Below are 16560 nucleotides of genomic sequence, written 5' to 3'. Positions count from 1 at the left end.
CGATCGGCATTGTCCACAAGTAGATATTTCTGCAACGCCTTGTTGACCACTCCGCGTAGACGTAGTCTTCACCAACCGTGCACTTTCGGCCGCTCTGGCTCATCGTGCACAGCTGGGTCACGCGGGGAGGTTTCATGCTGGACGTCGCCTACGAAGCCGTGAACGACCTGCCGCCGGGCAGACTGGCCGCCATCGACGAGGACCGAGGGCTGATACGCGTCCGCCTCGACGTGAGCGAGCCCCTCGAACCGGTTGTGCAGCAGCTCAACATAGAGATCGACCACCTCATGTCCGCCGCCCACTGGTTCCAACTGTGGGGCGACGAGATCGTCTCCCGCGACACCCCCGAGTGCCCCCTCCGCGTTCGCTACGTCCTGAAGGACTGGCAGACCGAGGAAGCCTTCGTAGCCGAAGACCGCGGCGTTGTCAGCGTGTACGCCAGCCAGAACCTGACCGTCCTGCAGTTCGCCGCCGCCCTGAATCAGGCCACCAAGCAGCTGCTTGCGGGCGGTCATTGGTTCCAGCTGTACGCGGGTGAGATCATCGACAACAGCCCGGAGCCCATGCGGCAGGCGTGAACGAACGGGGGCCGTCTTGCCCGGATACATCGAAGACCGGTGGTGGACGAAAAAGCCCGACCCGGCCACCGGAAAGAAGCGCAAGACGGAGCGCTACGGCAAGGGCAAGCGGTGGCGGGTCGCCGGCATCCCCGGCGTGCGGGACCGGTCCTTCGAGCGGGAGGCCGACGCCAAGGCGTGGCTGAAGGAGTCGGCCACCGACTCCACGCGCGGCACCTTCTACGATCCGCGCGACGGCGCCATCACGCTGCGGGAGTACGTCGAAGAGCACTGGTGGCCGAACCTGCGCAAGCCGCCAAGCACCAAGTACTCGATGCGGCCGCGGGTGTTCAATCACATCCTCCCCCACGTCGGGCACCTGCCGCTGAACCGGATCGGGCACGACGAGATCCTTGCCTGGCAGACGAAGGCGGAACGCAGCCTCGAGGTGTCGACGCTGTCGACGACGTGGCGGCACTTCTCGTCCATCATGCAGGCCGCGCACAAGGCGAAGCGCATCCCAGCCAACCCGTTCCGCGACGAGGACTTGAAGGCGCCGGCGATCCCGAAGTCGAAGGCGAAGGCCTGGTCCCCGGAGACGGTCATCGCCGTGCGCAAGGCGCTGCCGGCGCGTTACCGCATCCTGCTCGACCTCGGCATCGCCGCGGGGCTGCGTCAGGGTGAGGCGTTCGCGTTCTCGCCGGACGACATCGACGGCGACGAGATCAACGTGGTGCGGCAGATCGTCCGTATCCATTCGCGTCTCGGGTTCGCCCCGCCGAAGGGCAACAAGGAGCGGATCGCGCCGTGCCCGCCCGCGCTCGCCCGCGCGGTGAAGGAGTACGCGAACCTCTTCCCGACGGTGGAGGTGACGCTGCCGTGGGTTGACCCGGACCGGCCGAACCTTCAGTGGGAGGAGCGGCCGCTGCGCACGGTCCGGCTGCTGGTGACGACGATCCGCACGGCCGGTAAGAGCGGCGGCGCGATGAACCGCACCTACTTCGACGACCGGATCTGGAAGCCTGCGCTGGTGGAGGCGGGGATCATCGGTCCGCCGGAGGAGGAGGTCGTGCGGCGGCCGGGCAAGGCGACGCTGAAGCGGGTGCGGTTCAACATGCCGCGTGAGGAGGGCTTCCACGTCACGCGGCACACGTTCGCGTCGATCGTGCTGCAGGCCGGGGAGACCGTGACACAGCTGGCGGCGTGGCTGGGGCACTCGGATCCGGCGTTCACGCTGCGGACCTACGTGCACTTCATGCCGAAGTCGGGCAGCAAGGGCCTGGTCGCGCTGGGCGAGTGGGTGGCTCCTGGCGCCGACGGGGCGGCTGTGCTCTCGGCGGCTTCTGATTCTCCCCAGATTCTCCCCAGGGCTAGATCATCCGAGGATTCTGAGGGTGTTCCGGCAGGTCAGTGACCTAAGCGGCAGACGAGTCGGGCTGTACGCCGGGTTCTGTTCCGGCAGGTCCTCGCGGGCCCGCCGGCGACGGCCATCCATCTAGGGCCGGCGTTGCCGCCGGCCTCGTGCGGTCTACCCGCGGACTCGGGCGGGCAGCCCTCGAACGTCCGCGCAGAGACACCGAGGTGTCTCCTCTTGACCTTGCTCCGGGTGGGGTTTACCTAGCTGCCTGAGTCACCTCAGGCACTGGTGGTCTCTTACACCACCGTTTCACCCTTACCGAGGGCCGAAGCCCCCGGCGGTCTGCTTTCTGTGGCACTGTCCCGCGGGTCACCCCGGGTGGCCGTTAGCCACCACCCTGCCCTGTGGAGCCCGGACGTTCCTCGGGAAGCCCCCTCACGGGGAACTCCACGCGGCCGTCCGCCCGGCTCGTCTGCCGTGCCGACCATGGTACCCGGGGCGCGTCCCGCTTCGGTGCCGCGGCCGTGACCAGGACCGAACCGCTGATGTACCTCTCGTGATCCCCGTCCGGCGGCGCGTCACCACGATCTCCCCCTCGATCGACTCGGCCCGGAAACCCTCCGGTGCATTCGGGGCGAGGAAGCCCTCCAGCAGGACGTCTTCCTGCGAGAGCGGCTCGTGGGCCATGGCAGTCATGTCACGCCCCTCCTTCTGGGACAAGCCCGCCGTCCGCGTCGGAAGGCCGGGGACCCGCTGCTTGACCTTGTCGTGGCGTCAGCGTTTTCACTGGTGGCATGCGGATCGGAGAACTCGCCCGGGTCGTCGGCGTCACCACGCGGGCCGTGCGGCACTACCACCATCTGGGGCTGCTGCCCGAGCCCGAGCGGCGGGCCAACGGGTACCGGGAGTACACCCTGCGGCACGCCGTCGTGCTGGCGCGGATCCGACGGCTGACGGAGCTGGGGCTGGGGCTCGCCGAGGTGCGGGACGTACTGGCCGACGAGGAGGGCAAGGACCTCGTCGAGGTGCTGACCGAGCTGGACGAGGACCTCGCCCGGCAGGAGGAGGAGATCCGGGAGCGGCGGGCGCGGCTGAGGGCGCTGCTGGAGACGGAGGGCGGGCTGCCCGCCGAGGGGCCGGTCTCGCCGGAGCTGGCGGAGCTGTTCGCCGGGACCGCGCATCTGTCGGACTCGCCGATGGCCGCCAAGGACCGCGAGATCATCGCCTTCCTGGAGACCGCCATGCCGGCCGGCGAGCGGGAGCGGATGGTGGCGGCGATCGGCGAGGCCCTCGGCACTCCGGAGGCGGTGGAGGGGGCGGCGGCCGCGTACGCGCTGCTCGACGCGCTCGCCGGTGCCGAGCCGGACGACCCGCGGGTCGAGGAGGCGGCCCGGGCGCTGGCCGGCTGCATCCCGCCCGGACTGTTCCCTCGGGCCGGGGCGGTCGACGAGGGCGACCACGTGCTGCGCGCCCTCTACGCCGATCTCGCCCCGGCCCAGGCGGAGGCCGTCCGCCGCACCATGCGGCTGCTCGGCAAGGAGCTGCGATGAGGACCGTGCGGCGGCTGGCCGGGCACGAGCTGCGGCTGCTGTGGAGCCTCGTGCTGTGGGCGGCCCGGCGGAGGCAGGTGACGGCCGGCGGGCAGGGCTTCGGGTACGCGCGCGGGCAGGGCGCCCTGATGGCCGGGTTCGCGTTCGTGTGCCTGGTCGAGACGGTGGCGATGTCCGTGCTGCTGAAGGACTGGCCGGCCGTGCACGCGGTGGTTCTCTTCTTGGACGTGTACACGATCGTGCTGGTGGGCGCGCTGCACGCCTCGTCCGTGGTGCGTCCGCACGTGCTGGACGCGGACGGCGGCTCGCTGCGGATCCGTCGCTACGTCCACGTCGACCTGGTGGTGCCGCTGGAGCGGATCGCCTCGGTGCGGCGGGAGCTGCGGACGACGCACGAGCGGGCCGAGGGCGAACTGGACGTGGAGGTCGGCTCGCAGACCACCGTGACGCTCGAACTGACCGGGCCGGTCACCCACGTGACCTTCCTCGGCCGCCGCCGCGAGGTGCGGCTCGTCCGCTTCCACGCCGACGACGCCGACGGCCTGGTCCGCGCCCTCGGACGGGCCCCGGTCCGACGCCCCCGTACGCTGGCGGCTGAGTTCGATCGAAGGAGTACCCGTGCTCGTCCTGCTGCCGCCGTCCGAGGGGAAGGCCGCCTCCGGCCGCGGTGCCCCGCTGAAGCCCGAGTCGCTGTCCCTGCCGGGGCTGGCCGGCGCCCGTGAGGCCGTGCTCACCGAGCTGGTCGAGCTGTGCTGCGGTGACGAGGAGAAGGCACGCGAGGTGCTGGGGCTGAGCGAGGGCCTGCGGGGCGAGGTCGCCAAGAACGCCGCGCTGCGCACCGCCGGTACCCGGCCGGCCGGGGAGGTCTACACCGGCGTGCTGTACGACGCCCTCGGTCTGGCCACCCTGGACACGGCGGCCAAGCGCCGCGCCGCGCGGTCGCTGCTGGTGTTCTCGGGGCTGTGGGGCGCGGTGCGGGTGACGGACCGGATCCCCTCCTACCGCTGCTCGATGGGCGTGAAGCTGCCGGGTCTGGGCGCGCTGGCCGGGCACTGGCGTGCGCCGCTGGCGTCGGTGCTGCCGGAGGTGGCCGGACAGGGGCTGGTGCTGGACCTGCGGTCCGCCGCGTACGCGGCCGCGTGGAAGCCGAAGGGCGAGGTCGCGGGGCGGACGGCGTCGGTGCGGGTGCTGCACGCGCCGACCCGGAAGGTCGTCAGCCACTTCAACAAGGCGACGAAGGGCCGGATCGTACGAAGTCTGCTGACCTCGGGGGCGGCGCCTCAGTCGCCCGCCGCGCTGGTCGAGGCGCTGCGGGACCTCGGTTACGTCGTGGAGGCGGAGGCTCCCGTGAAGGCCGGGCAGCCGTGGTCGCTGGACGTGCTGGTGGACGAGGTGCACTAGCGACACCGACCAAGGTCGTTGCATGCTACGCAACGACCTTTGCGCACCGTGCATCCCGACGGCAGGATGAGGCCCATGGTCTCCTCCTCTCCTCTGCCTGCCTCCCTGCTGGACCTCGCGCCCGTCCTTCCCGTCGTGGTCGTCGAGGACGTCGGTGACGCCGTACCGCTGGCGCGGGCGCTGGTCGCGGGCGGGCTGCCCGCGATCGAGGTGACCCTGCGCACGCCCGTGGCGCTGGACGCGATCCGGGCGATCGCCCGGGAGGTGCCGGACGCGGTGGTCGGCGCGGGGACCGTGATCAGCCCGGGCCAGGTCGCCGACGCCGTGGCCGCGGGCGCGCGGTTCCTGGTCAGCCCCGGCTGGACGGACCTGCTGCTGGACGCGATGCGGGCGTCCGGGGTGCCGTTCCTGCCGGGGGTGTCGACCACGTCCGAGGTGGTGGCGCTGCTGGAGCGCGGGGTGCGGGAGATGAAGTTCTTCCCGGCCGAGGCCGCGGGCGGCACGGCGTATCTGAGGTCGCTGGCGGGGCCGTTGCCGCAGGCGCGGTTCTGCCCGACGGGCGGGGTCGGGCCGGACTGTGCCCCGGACTACCTGGCCCTGCCCAACGTCGGCTGCGTGGGCGGCAGTTGGATGCTGCCGACGGACGCGGTCGCCGGGCGCGACTGGGGGCGCGTCGAGGCGCTGGCCCGGGCGGCGGCGGAGCTCAGCGCAGGTACGACGTGTCGTTGAGGAGGCGGACGCTGGCGTTGCCGTCGGCGTAGTAGGCGACGACCGACAGGGACGCGGCGGACAGCTCCATGCGGAAGAGGGACTCCGGCGGGGCGCCGAGCGCGAGGCGCACCAGCGTCTTGATCGGAGTCACGTGCGTGACGAGCAGGACTGTGCGGCCCGCGTGGGCCGCCAGCAGCTTGTCCCGGGTGGCGGCGAGCCGGATGGCCGTCGCCGCGAAGCTCTCGCCCCCGCCGGTGGGTTCGGCGTCCGGGGAGGCCAGCCAGGCGTTCAGGTCGTCGGGGTGGCGCTCGCGCACCTCGGCGAAGGTCAGCCCCTCCCAGGCGCCGAAGTCGGTCTCGCGCAGGCCGTCCTCGATCTGCACGTCGAGGCCGAGCCGGGCGGCGACGATCCCGGCGGTCTCGCGCGTGCGGGCCAGGGGGGAGGACACCACGGCCTGGATCGTCCCGCGCCGGGCCAGCATCGCGGCGGCCCGCTCGGCCTGCTCGCGTCCGACGTCGGACAGGGAGGGGTCGGTCCCGCCGCTGCCCGAGAACCGCTTCTGCGGGGTCAGCGGGGTCTCGCCGTGCCGGAGCATGACGAACGTGGCCGGGGCACCCATGTCGGCGGGAGCCCACCCGGGGCCGGCGACGGCCTGAGCGGCCCGGGCGCCGGTAGCGCCCTTCACCTCGGCATCGGCGCGGTCCTTGACGTCACCGGCCGGGGCGTCGGCACCGGCCTCCACAGCACTCGCCGGGGCACCTGCCTCCGCATCACCGGCCTCCGCATCCGCACGGGTCCCGGCAGCGTCGTGCGCCCCGCTCCGCGTGGCACGAGCGCCGGGGGCGGCCTGCGCGGCGGGGGTCTCGCCCCTCGGCGCGGGATCCTCGCCCCTCGGCGCGCGGGTCTCCGCGTCTGCGACGGAGACGCCTTCGGCGGACGCGGCCCCGGTCCCGGTGTTCGAGCCGCCGGTCCTCGCGCCGCCGCCCGCGACGGCCTGCGCGGCGTTCACGTCGGCGTCAGCCGCCGTGGAGGCAGCCCCCTGCGGCGACGGCTCCCGGTTCGCCGCACCCTGCGCGGGGTCCCCGGCCGACGAACCCGCCGCACTTGCGGAAGGCCGCACGGCACCCGCCCCCGCCGGCCCGGCCGCGCGTCGTGCCGCCAGGGCGTCGCGCACCCGGGCGGCGCCCGCAGCCGCGTCGCCGGGCGGCTCCGGCGTGGCCGCCGCCCGGGGTGCCGCGTGCAGCTCGGCGGTCGACGCCGGCTCCGACCACTGCTCGCCCCTGGCGCCCGCGTCCATCGCCTCGTTGGCCAGACGGTCCGCGTGGGTGTTGCGGTCCCTCGGGATCCACTCGTAGGTGACGCTGCCGGGCGGGAAGACGCGGGCGGCCTCCGCCGCCAGCGGCTTCATGTCGGGGTGCTTGATCTTCCAGCGGCCCGACATCTGCTCGACGACGAGCTTGGAGTCCATCCGGACGTGGACCCTCGCGGCCGGGTCCAGTGCGCGGGCGGCGCGCAGCCCGGCGAGGAGTCCGCGGTACTCGGCGACGTTGTTCGTGGCGACGCCGATGTACTCGGCGGTCTCCCGCAGGGTCTCCCCCGTCGCCGCGTCGCTGACGACGGCCCCGTAGCCCGCGGGCCCGGGGTTGCCCCGCGACCCGCCGTCGGCCTCGACGATGAACTCCCGCACCGGCACCGCTCCCGCGACCTAGATACCGGACTCGGACGTGCGCACCAGGATGCGGCGGCAGTTCTCGCAGCGGATCACCGTGTCGGGCGCCGCCCGGCGGATCTCGTTCAGCTCGGTGATGGCCAGCTCCTGCCGGCAGCCCTGGCAGGAGCGCGCGTACAGCTTCGCCGCGCCGATGCCGCCCTGCTGCTCGCGGAGCTTGTCGTACAGCTTGAGCAGGTCCGCCGGGACGGAACCGGCGACCACCTCGCGCTCCTTGGTGACCTGGGCGACCTCGGCGTCGATCTGCTCGACCGCGGCGTCGCGGCGCGCGGTCGCGTCGTCGACCTTCGCCTGGACGGCGGCCACCCGCTCGGTCAGCTCGGCCACCCGCTCCTGCGCGGACTCCCGGCGCTCCATGACCTCCAGCACCACGTCCTCCAGATCGCCCTGCCGCTTGGCGAGGGAGGCGATCTCGCGCTGGAGGTTCTCCAGGTCCTTGGGGGAGGTGACGGCACCGGAGTCCAGGCGCTGCTGGTCGCGGGCGGCGCGCTGGCGCACCTGGTCCACGTCCTGCTCGGCCTTGGTCTGCTCGCGGGCGGTGTCGCTCTCCTCGGTCTGCGCGGCGACGAGCAGGTCGCGCAGCTGGGTGTGGTCCTTGGTCAGCGACTCGATCTCGGCGTGCTCGGGCAGCGACCTCCGCTTGTGCGCCAGCTGCTGCAGGCGGACGTCGAGGTCCTGGAGGTCGAGGAGTCGGATCTGGTCGGCGGGCGCGGCGTTCAGTTCGGGGCTCCAGGGGATTCAGGGGTGGTCGAGGCCGCGTGGGCGGTCCAGGGGTCGGTGACCGTCTTGGAGACGTGGACGCGCAGGTCCCATCCGTGGCGGTCGGAGATCTCATCGAGCTGGCTCGCGGCCAGCTCGCACCAGGGCCACTCGGTGGCCCAGTGCGCCGCGTCGAGCAGCGCGAGGGGACTGTGGGCACGGGCCTCGGACACCGGGTGGTGGCGCAGGTCCGCGGTGAGGAAGGCGTCGACCCCGGCCGCGCGGACCTGGTCGAAGAGGCTGTCGCCGGAGCCGCCGCTGACGGCGACGGTCCGCACCGGGGCGCCGGGGTCGCCGGCGACGCGGACGCCCTGCGCGGTGGCGGGCAGCCGCTCGGCGGCGAGGGCGGCGAACTCCCGGACGGTCAGCGGGTGGTCCAGGGCGCAGACGCGGCCCAGGCCCCGGCGGCCCTCGGGGTCGGTCGGGTCCGGTACGAGCGGCCCGGTGACCCGCAGGCCGAGGGCGCCCGCGAGGGCGTCGGAGACGCCCGGGTCGGCGGTGTCGGCGTTGGTGTGGGCGACGTGCAGCGCGATGTCGTTCTTGATGAGGGTGTGCACGACCCGGCCCTTGAAGTGCGTGGCCGCCACGGTCGTCGTGCCGCGCAGGTAGAGCGGGTGGTGGGTGACGAGCAGGTCGGCGCCCAGTTTCACCGCCTCGTCGACGATCTCCTGGACGGGGTCGACGGCGAACAGGACCCGCGTGACCTCCTGGTCGGGGTCGCCCGCGACGGTGCCGACCGCGTCCCAGGACTCGGCCCGCTCCGCGGGCCACAGGATCTCCAGCGCGGCGATGACTTCAGACAGACGGGGCACGGAAGCAAGGCTACCCGCCTGATCTGTGGCGTTGCACCGTCACCGGCGGGGCAGGTCCCGCAGCGCGGCGCACAGCACAGTCGCCCCGCCCTCCTCAGGCGAATCGTTCCTGGAACACCCTTATGTGTGAAGTCCGGGTCCGAGGAATTCCCCGCCCGTGCGTGCGAAAACTACGTTCGTCACTGGAGGTGACCGAACGATGACGGCCTGTGCGATCGAACCTTCGGCGGGACACGAGGACGGGGACCGGGACGGTACCGCGCCGGCAGGCTGCACCCTCACCGCGGACGGTGCCTACGCCGCCCGTCTCGCGTCGGCCGGCGGCTCCTGGTTCCCGGAGCGCTGGACCCTGGACGGCCCCGAGCCCTACGCGGTGCCCCTGCCCCGCAACCAGCCGGAGGAGCCGGGCACCGAGGTGCAGCCGATGGGTGACGGGCGGGTGCTGATCCACCGGCTGGTGGCCGGCCGGCACGCCTTCTCCCTGCTGTATCCGACCGGGCCCGGCACGGGTGAGCTGCCCCTGGGCGCGGTCGAGTGCCGCGACGGCACGGCCCGGCTGCGGCTGCTGCCGCCCGCTCCGGGCGGGGAGAGGGCGTACGCGCTGGCCGTCGGGGAGCGGTCCACGTCGGTGTGGCTGGTGGCCGGCGGCGCCTTCGGGCCCGAGCGGCTGGCGGAGTTGCCGGGCCGCTGCTCGGGCGGGGTGTGGCTGGACCGTGCGGGGCGGCTGCTGGCGCTGGACCGGGAGACCGGGGGGCGCACCAAGGCGGTCGTGGTGGATCTGGAGTGCGGGGGCGAGGTGTCGCCGCTGCTGCAGATCGCCGCCGACAGCGACGACCGGGTGCTGCTCGCCGACCACGACAGCGGTCTGCTGATCGTCCGCTCGGACGCGCCCTCACCCGGGCAGGACCGGCTGGGATGGGGGGTGCTGGGCAGCACGCTGCCGGTGCGGTTCCCCGAGTGCCTGCGCCTGCGGGACTGTGCGGTGACGCCGTTCGCGATCCAGCCGGGGCAGGTGCTGACACCGGAGAGCTGTGCGGTGGCCCTGCGGATGGACGGGCCGGCGGGCAGTTGGGTCGGGGTGTGGCGCCCGGCGGAGCGGCGGGTGCATCATCTCCCGGCGCCCCCGGGGTGGTTGGCGGGCGCGGGGCTGTGGACGGCGGACGGTGTGCTGCGACTGCCGTACGCGACGCCGGCCGTGCCGTGCGGGGTGGCGCAGGTGAGCCCACCCCCGGCCGTACCGGTGGAACCGGCGCAGCCGGTGGAATCCGCGCGCCCCACGCACCCCGTGGGATCCGCGCAACCGGCGGAAGCGGATGGCGTTCCGGCACCGGGCCCCGAGCCCTTCGCGCCGGATGCGGAGCAGCCGAGGCCGCTCCCGGACCCCCGGCAGGCGTCCTCGCCGCCGCCGTCCGACCGGACTCCGGCGCCCGCCGCCGCTCGCCCGGTGCCGCTCGGGCAGGCGCCGTTGGGACGCCTTGTAACGAACTAGTGCCGGTCGGCGCGGCCGTCTGGAATCGGGGTGCGGGGGGCCGGTTAAACTCGCTCGGCTGTAAAGAAGATGATGTTGACGGGGTGAATTCCATCCGATGAGCGACGCCAGCACGAACCAGCGCACTGCCGACGTCCTGGAGACCTCCGCCGGTCACGGCCGGCACCGTGGCGAGGTGTCCACGCAGGACAGTGAGACGGCTCCGCGCGGCCGTCACCGCAAGCCGGTGGCGGAGAGCGAGCCGGCCGGGTCGGCGGCCTGACGGACCGTCGGCCACCACACGGCGCAACGGCCCTGCCCGGCGTGCGACACACGCCGGGCAGGGCCGTTGCCGCTTCCGCTCCCGGCATCCGGAGCTCGGGTGTGTGCGGTGACCTTGACCGGCCGGCGCCTGTGCCGCGGTGCCGGCGTGTACGTTGGCCGGGGGCCCGCGGCTCGCGCCGGGGCGCCGCCGGGGGCTGCGAAGCCCGCGCCGACCAGCGGAACGACCAGGGAAAACGGAGCCATGGCACGCGTCGCCGTCATCACCGCGCCGAACATCGGGTACCGCAACACGGGCATGCTGACCGTCGACTTGGCGTTCGAGTCCCTGCGGCGACGGGCGGACGGCGCGTTCGACGCCACCTGGTACACGCTGCACACGCCGGACACCGTGCCGCTGCGCGACTGCGCGCGCGGCACGCGGATGCCGTTCGGCTTCCTCCCGCTGGCCGAGCACCTGGACACCCTCGGCGACCACGACGCGGTCGTCTTCTGGGGCGACTTCCTGCACACCCGCCACTACCTGGCGCAGGACGCCACGAACCGCCTGACGGACTTCGGGATCGCCGCGGACCGCGACGCGGCCCGCGCCCTGCTCAACCGGACGCTCCTGCTGGCGGACCAGCCGGACGCGCTCCTCGCGCGAACCCTCAGCTACGGCGGGACGATCCTGCACAACACCCAGTCCGACTACGAGGACAAGGAGTACGGCCCGCTGTTCACCCGCCTGGTGCGGCACGGTCACCGCATCTGGGTGCGCGACCCGCTCTCGGCGGCGAAGATCGCGCATCTGCGCGGCGACCGCTCCACCGACCACTTCGGTTCGGACGCCGCCCTGCTGAACCGCCCGGGCGACTTCGACCACCTGCCCGTCACGGACTGGTCCCGGTCCGTCCCGGACGGCGGCGCGATCGGTGTGTTCCTCGGCGCCCGCACACCGGTCCCCGACTGGCTGCCCGCCACCTGCCGGGAACTGTCCGACCGGCTGGGCGCCCCGCTGGAGTGGCTGCCCTGGTTCGACCGGGACGTCCCGGCCGCGGTGGCGCACATCTCCCGGCGCCCCGGCGAGCACACCGTCGGCGACCTGCTCGGCGTCCTCCCCCGCTACCGGCTCGTCATCACCGACACCTACCACCTGGCCGTCAACGCCTGGGGCGCCGGCACCCCGGCGGTGTGCGTCGGCGCGCCCGAGCCGACGCCCAAGACGCACGACGACTACCTGACGCTGAGCGATGTGAAGAAGCACGTCTTCCACATGGCGTACGACGCGACGGACTTCTACCTGTCGACCCGGCAGGGGGACGGGGGTGACGCCGAGCGCGTCGTCCGGCTGGTCGAGGGCGGCGGGGCCGCGGCGGTGGCGGCACGGATCCGCGACCACGCCGAGTACTCGGCGGCGTCGTTCCTGACCGCCCTGACCTCGCTGCTGGACACGCCCCGCCCCGCCGCCTGACCGGCACGCCGGCCGGGCACCCTCCGTCAGATCCGGTCCCGCCGGAACAGGGCCGTCCACAGGAAGGACTCCCCGAAGCGCCCGGACTCCTCCGGCTCGTCCCGCATCCGGCGCAGTTCCAGCTCGGTCAGGCCGGAGAAGATCAGCCGCAGGGACTCGGGCGTGTACGCGAGGCCGCCGAGCAGCCCGCCGCCCTCGCGGTAGAAGTCCGCGTCGGACACCTCCGAGCCCATCCCGCCCTCCCCGGCGGCGAAGCAGGTGAGCCCGAACAGGCCGCCCGGCGCGAGCAGTCGCTCCAGCAGGGCCAGGTAGCTGACGCGGCGGTGCGGGGCCAGGTGGTGGAAGCAGCCCGAGTCGTGGATCAGGTCGTACGGGCCGGTCAGTTCGGTGGCGGCGAGGGCGAAGGCGTCGCCGCAGTGGAACCGCACACCGTCCGCCCCCGCCTCGCGCGCCCGTTCCCGGGCCCACGCGAGGGCCTGCGGTGACAGGTCGACCGCGTCGACCTCGAAGCCCTGTCCGGCGAGGTACAGGGCGTTGCGGCCCGGTCCGCAGCCCAGGTCGAGCGCGCGCCCCCGGCCGGTGCCGTACCGCTCCACGCAGCGCACGAGGTTCTCGTCGGGCTTCGCCACGAAGAACGGCACCGGCCGCGAACGGTCGGCGTAGAAGCCGTCCCACCAGTCGGCGCCCCGCCCCGACCAGCGGTCCGCCTCCGGCGCGAACAGGCCGTCGAGGAGGGCGAGTACGTCGTCGGCGGTGCGTATGGCCCGGTCCATCCGGTCCCCCTTTCCCGAGCCGCCCACGCTAGGCGCGCGGGGGAGAAAAGACCAGGTCAGCACCCTTCTGACGCAACGTCAGGAAGGCGCTCCCCGGGCCTGTGGGGCACAGGCGGGCACCCCCTCGGCACCCCGGTCCGGACCGGCACTGAAACACCGGTGGCGTGCCCGCGCAGGGCCCGTACGAGCCTGTTGCGGAGCACGCCACCGCCGCCGTTTCGAGACCTGGCGCCGAAGGGCCTCACACGGCCCGCGGCTCCCGCTCCGGCCGGGGCAGCCACACCCACATCAGCACCACTCCGGCCGCCAGCACCGCCGCACCGACCCGGAACGCCAGGGCGTAGCCCTCCGTCAGTGCCTGCGCACTCGCGCTGCCGCCCGAGCGGGCCGCCGCCAGGGTCGACAGGACGGCGAGGCCCAGCGAACCCCCCATCGTGCGCGAGGTGTTGACGAGCCCGGAGACCAGTCCTGCCTCCTCGGGCGCGGCCCCGGACGTGGCCAGGGAGGCCAGCGGGGTGGCCGCCAGGCCCGCGCCGAGCATCATCAGGACGCCGGGGACGAGGATCCCGGTGAGGTAGGGGCTGTCGGGGGTCAGGGTGGACTGCCAGGCGAAGCCCGCCACGGCGACCAGCGTGCCGAGCACCGCCACCGCGCGCGGTCCGGTCGTGCGCATCAGCCGGGGCGCGGCCTTGGAGCCGAGGATGACGGCGAGGGAGCTGGGGACCAGCGCGAGTCCGGCCTCCAGCGGGCTGTACCCGAGGACGTTCTGGGCGTAGAGGGTCATGAAGAACCACATGCAGAACATCGCCGAGCCGCACAGGAACATGGCGACGTTGGCGGAGGACACCGAGCGCAGGCGCAGCAGGCCCAGCGGCATCAGCGGGCTGGCGGTGCGGGCCTCGACGGCGAGGAACGCGGCGAGCAGGACCAGCCCGGCGAGCAGCGGAAGCAGGGTGGCCCCGGCCGTCCAGCCCGCCGCCTCCGTCTGGGAGATGCCGTAGGCGAGGGTGCCGAGCCCGGCCGTGACGAGGAGGGCGCCGGGCAGGTCCAGGCGCCGCCCGTCCCCGGCCCTGCCCTCGGTGAGGAACCAGGCGGCGGCGCACAGCACCACCGCTCCCACGGGCACGTTGATCAGCAGCACCCACCGCCACGACAGCGTCTCCACGAGCAGTCCGCCGACGAGGCCGCCCGCCGCCCCGCCGCCGGCACCGACCGCCGTCCAGGTGCCTATCGCCCGGGCCCGCGCCGCCCCCTCCGGCACGGAGGCGGTGAGGATGGTCAGGGTCGCGGGCGCCAGCACCGCGGCGCCCAGGCCCTGCACCGCCCGCGCGAGCAGCAGCTGCCAGTCCTGCTGTGCCAGCCCGCCGGCCAGCGAGGCGAGGGTGAACAGGCCGAGCCCGACGAGGAACATGCGCTTGCGGCCGTAGAGGTCGCCGGCCCGGCCGCCGAGCAGCATGAAGCCGGCGAAGGCGATGGCGTAGGCGTTGACCACCCACTGCAGGCCCTGCTCGCTCAGCCCGAGGCCGGTCCGCATCGACGGCAGCGCCACGTTGACCACGGACACGTCCAGCACGACGAGGAACTGCCCGGCGCAGGTGAGCGCCACGACGAGCCAGGTCGGCGGCGTGCCGCGCGGACGCAGGCGGGACGGTCGGGGTGAGCGGTCGGTGACGGGGCGGGCGGATTCGAGCATGAGTGTCATGCTCTCAACCCGCTTGCGCCCCTTGCATCGGGATTTCGCCGGGGCGGGACCTCGGTCCCGGGTCCTAGGACCGCCACCGTCCGCGGGCGCCCGGGCGGTTCCCGCCGAGTGCCAAGAGAAGGTCAAGAATTCGTTAGAGTGCCAAAGCAACGGAATAGTTGCCCGGACGAACGAGGTTCGCCCTGCACGTAACCCCTGACCCTTTTCTTGTGCAGTTTCCGGCCCGGAGGCCCACCTCACATGACGCAGACGACGACAGACCGTTCCGCCGGCGGAGCCAGCAGGGCCGTGGTGCCGGTGCTCGCCTTCGCGGGCATCGTTGTCGCGGTGATGCAGACCCTGCTCGTCCCGGTGATCAAGGATCTGCCGCAACTGCTGGACACCTCTCCCAGCGACGCCACCTGGGTCCTGACCTCGACCCTGCTGTCGGGCGCGGTGGCGACCCCGATCATGGGCCGCCTCGGCGACCTCTACGGCAAACGCCGCATGCTGATCCTCAGCCTCGCCGTGATGATCGTCGGCGCCCTGGTCAGCGCGCTCACCAGCGATCTGCCGGCGATGATCGCCGGCCGTACCCTCCAGGGCTTCGCGATGGGCGCCATTCCGCTGGGCATCGGCCTGATGCGGGACATGCTGCCCCGCGAGCGGCTCGGCTCGGCGATGGCCCTGATGAGCTCCTCCATAGGCGTCGGCGGCGGCCTGGCCCTGCCGGGCGCCGCCCTGGTCGCCCAGCACAGCGACTGGCACGCCCTGTTCTACGGCGCCGCCGGCCTGGGCGCCCTCTCCATCGTCCTCACGCTCCTGGTCGTGCCGGAGTCCCCGATGCGGGCCGAGGGGTCCTTCGACCTGCCGGGCGCGCTCGGCCTGTCGGCCGGTCTGGTGCTGTTCCTGGTGCCGATCACCAAGGGCAGCGACTGGGGCTGGACCTCCGGCACCACGCTGGGCCTGTTCGCCGCCGCCGCGGTGGTGCTCGTGCTGTGGGGCGTGATGGAGCTGCGCGTCAAGGCGCCGCTGGTGGACCTGCGCACCACGGCCCGCCCGGCCGTGCTCTTCACCAACCTCGCCTCGATCATGGTCGGCGTCTCCTTCTACGTCGTCTCCCTGGTCCTGCCCCAGCTGCTGCAGCTGCCGAAGTCCACGGGCTACGGCCTCGGCCAGTCGATGGTCGTCGCGGGCCTGCTGGTCGCCCCGCTGGGCCTGACGATGATGTTCACGGCGCCGGTGTACGCCCGGCTGTCCGCCAGGTACGGCCCCAAGGTGACCCTGATCCTCGGTCTGCTGGTCATCGCCGTCGGCTACGGCGCGGGTCTTGGCCTGATGAGCGCCGCCTGGCAGAGCCTGGTCATCTCGGTGCTGCTGGGCGCGGGCATCGGCCTGGCGTACTCCTCGCTGCCCGCCCTCATCGTCGGCGCGGTCCCGGCCTCGGAGACGGGCGCCGCGAACGGTCTGAACACGCTGATGCGCTCCATCGGCACGTCCGTCTCCAGCGCGGTGATCGGCATGGTGCTGGCGAACACCGCGGACACCGCAGGCGGTGTCGAGATCCCCACCATGCACGGCTTCCGTCTCTCCTTCCTGATCGCCACGGCCGCGGTGGCCGTGGGCCTGGTCCTGGCCCTGTTCCTGCCGGGCAACCGCCCGTCGGGCAAGCCGCAGCTGCGGGCCAGCAGCGAGGAGGACGCCAACCTGGAGCGCGCCGAGCGGGCACTGCGCGGCTTCCGGGGCCGTGTGCTCGGCCCCGACGGCTCCCCGGTCGCGCGCGCCAAGGTGACGCTGATCGACCGTCGCGGCCGGCAGGCCGGCGCGACCCTGTCCGCCGAGGACGGCAGCTACGCGCTGAGCGTCCCGGCCCGCGGTTCCTACGTCGTCGCCGCACGGGCCGCCGGCCACGGCCCGCACGCCTCGTCCGCGACCCACGCGGGCGACGACCGGCCGGTCGACCTCGACCTGTCCCTGCCCGGCGAGACCGTCTCCGCCTGATCAGGCACCCGGCCCGTACCCCCTGT

At 73.4% G+C, this 16560-nt stretch carries 14 protein-coding genes, 1 other RNA gene and 2 pseudogenes; 10 read left to right on the top strand and 7 right to left on the bottom strand.

Annotated elements, in window-relative coordinates; translation table 11 throughout:
* The first annotated feature begins 77 nt into the window (after positions 1-77).
* Entirely contained in the window at positions 78-578 is a 501-nt protein-coding gene (locus Q5694_RS05370) for a hypothetical protein (protein WP_333930851.1), read from the top strand.
* A 136-nt stretch (positions 579-714) separates the two neighbouring features.
* Entirely contained in the window at positions 715-1971 is a 1257-nt protein-coding gene (locus tag Q5694_RS05365; protein ID WP_333930850.1) for a tyrosine-type recombinase/integrase, read from the top strand.
* A gap of 9 nt (positions 1972-1980) precedes the next feature.
* Here Q5694_RS05365 and rnpB read toward each other — a convergent pair.
* Both rnpB and Q5694_RS05355 read right to left on the bottom strand, forming a co-directional pair.
* Positions 1981-2385, bottom strand: an RNA gene (gene rnpB / locus Q5694_RS05360) — RNase P RNA component class A.
* Positions 2386-2455: 70 nt separating this feature from the next.
* Positions 2456-2610, bottom strand: a pseudogene (locus tag Q5694_RS05355) (Uma2 family endonuclease); the annotation flags it as partial.
* Between the two features lie 98 nt (positions 2611-2708).
* Between Q5694_RS05355 and Q5694_RS05350 the strand changes: the two are divergent.
* The 4 genes and pseudogenes from Q5694_RS05350 (at position 2709) to eda (ending at position 5594) form a co-directional block, all read left to right on the top strand.
* Positions 2709-3464 (top strand): MerR family transcriptional regulator, encoded by a 756-nt coding sequence (locus Q5694_RS05350; RefSeq protein WP_333930849.1) that lies wholly within the window; start codon positions 2709-2711, stop codon positions 3462-3464.
* Positions 3461-4030, top strand: a pseudogene (locus Q5694_RS05345) (hypothetical protein); the annotation flags it as partial. The gene Q5694_RS05350 and the pseudogene Q5694_RS05345, both read left to right, overlap by 4 nt.
* Before the next feature lie 52 nt (positions 4031-4082).
* Complete coding sequence (gene yaaA, locus Q5694_RS05340) at positions 4083-4865, top strand: peroxide stress protein YaaA (RefSeq protein ID WP_333930848.1); 783 nt, start codon at positions 4083-4085, stop codon at positions 4863-4865.
* A gap of 75 nt (positions 4866-4940) precedes the next feature.
* Positions 4941-5594, top strand: coding sequence for a bifunctional 4-hydroxy-2-oxoglutarate aldolase/2-dehydro-3-deoxy-phosphogluconate aldolase (gene eda, locus Q5694_RS05335; RefSeq protein WP_333930847.1), 654 nt, complete (start codon positions 4941-4943; stop codon positions 5592-5594).
* On the opposite strand, the gene Q5694_RS05330 is transcribed toward eda, so the two are convergent.
* The 3 genes from Q5694_RS05330 to Q5694_RS05320 are packed head-to-tail and all read right to left on the bottom strand — an operon-like array spanning position 5569 to position 8876.
* Complete coding sequence (locus Q5694_RS05330; protein ID WP_333930845.1) at positions 5569-7263, bottom strand: bifunctional RNase H/acid phosphatase; 1695 nt, start codon at positions 7261-7263, stop codon at positions 5569-5571. The genes eda and Q5694_RS05330 overlap by 26 nt on opposite strands.
* Before the next feature lie 18 nt (positions 7264-7281).
* On the bottom strand, positions 7282-8025 hold the full coding sequence (locus tag Q5694_RS05325) for a zinc ribbon domain-containing protein (protein WP_333931299.1): 744 nt from the start codon (positions 8023-8025) through the stop codon (positions 7282-7284).
* Positions 8022-8876, bottom strand: a complete 855-nt coding sequence (locus tag Q5694_RS05320; protein ID WP_333930844.1) for a Nif3-like dinuclear metal center hexameric protein — start codon at positions 8874-8876, stop codon at positions 8022-8024. Before Q5694_RS05320 ends, Q5694_RS05325 begins: the two co-directional genes overlap by 4 nt.
* A 199-nt stretch (positions 8877-9075) precedes the next feature.
* Between Q5694_RS05320 and Q5694_RS05315 the strand changes: the two genes are divergently transcribed.
* From Q5694_RS05315 to Q5694_RS05305, 3 genes are all read left to right on the top strand, one after another.
* On the top strand, positions 9076-10365 hold the full coding sequence (locus tag Q5694_RS05315) for a hypothetical protein (RefSeq protein ID WP_333930843.1): 1290 nt from the start codon (positions 9076-9078) through the stop codon (positions 10363-10365).
* A 97-nt stretch (positions 10366-10462) separates the two neighbouring features.
* On the top strand, positions 10463-10627 hold the full coding sequence (locus tag Q5694_RS05310) for a hypothetical protein (protein ID WP_333930842.1): 165 nt from the start codon (positions 10463-10465) through the stop codon (positions 10625-10627).
* Between the two features lie 243 nt (positions 10628-10870).
* Positions 10871-12079 carry a polysaccharide pyruvyl transferase family protein gene (locus Q5694_RS05305; protein ID WP_333930841.1) on the top strand — a complete coding sequence of 403 codons (1209 nt, stop codon included), beginning with the start codon at positions 10871-10873 and terminating at the stop codon, positions 12077-12079.
* Positions 12080-12105: 26 nt separating this feature from the next.
* Here Q5694_RS05305 and Q5694_RS05300 read toward each other — a convergent pair whose 3' ends face one another.
* Positions 12106-12852 (bottom strand): class I SAM-dependent methyltransferase, encoded by a 747-nt coding sequence (locus tag Q5694_RS05300; RefSeq protein WP_333930840.1) that lies wholly within the window; start codon positions 12850-12852, stop codon positions 12106-12108.
* A gap of 241 nt (positions 12853-13093) precedes the next feature.
* Complete coding sequence (locus tag Q5694_RS05295) at positions 13094-14554, bottom strand: MFS transporter (RefSeq protein WP_443040819.1); 1461 nt, start codon at positions 14552-14554, stop codon at positions 13094-13096.
* A gap of 240 nt (positions 14555-14794) precedes the next feature.
* On the opposite strand from Q5694_RS05295, the gene Q5694_RS05290 reads away from it, so the two are divergent.
* Positions 14795-16534: an MFS transporter gene (locus Q5694_RS05290; RefSeq protein ID WP_333930838.1), complete on the top strand. Its 1740-nt coding sequence runs from the start codon at positions 14795-14797 to the stop codon at positions 16532-16534.
* The last annotated feature ends 26 nt before the right edge of the window (positions 16535-16560 follow it).

Origin of the sequence: Streptomyces sp. AHA2 (genome assembly GCF_036857595.1) — a bacterium.
Taxonomy (GTDB): Bacteria; Actinomycetota; Actinomycetes; order Streptomycetales; family Streptomycetaceae; genus Streptomyces.
The sequence above is the reverse complement of the archived record's forward strand: the minus strand, read 5'-3'. Positions and strand labels throughout refer to the sequence as shown.

Bases quoted from the DNA above. Each gene is read 5' to 3' on its own strand.
- eda (WP_333930847.1), top strand. From the start codon at position 4,941: ATGGTCTCCTCCTCTCCTCTGCCTGCCTCCCTGCTGGACCTCGCGCCC.
- Q5694_RS05310 (WP_333930842.1), top strand. From the start codon at position 10,463: ATGAGCGACGCCAGCACGAACCAGCGCACTGCCGACGTCCTGGAGACC.
- Q5694_RS05315 (WP_333930843.1), top strand. From the start codon at position 9,076: ATGACGGCCTGTGCGATCGAACCTTCGGCGGGACACGAGGACGGGGAC.
- Q5694_RS05290 (WP_333930838.1), top strand. From the start codon at position 14,795: ATGACGCAGACGACGACAGACCGTTCCGCCGGCGGAGCCAGCAGGGCC.
- Q5694_RS05295 (WP_443040819.1), bottom strand. From the start codon at position 14,554: ATGACACTCATGCTCGAATCCGCCCGCCCCGTCACCGACCGCTCACCC.
- Q5694_RS05305 (WP_333930841.1), top strand. From the start codon at position 10,871: ATGGCACGCGTCGCCGTCATCACCGCGCCGAACATCGGGTACCGCAAC.
- Q5694_RS05300 (WP_333930840.1), bottom strand. From the start codon at position 12,852: ATGGACCGGGCCATACGCACCGCCGACGACGTACTCGCCCTCCTCGAC.
- Q5694_RS05350 (WP_333930849.1), top strand. From the start codon at position 2,709: ATGCGGATCGGAGAACTCGCCCGGGTCGTCGGCGTCACCACGCGGGCC.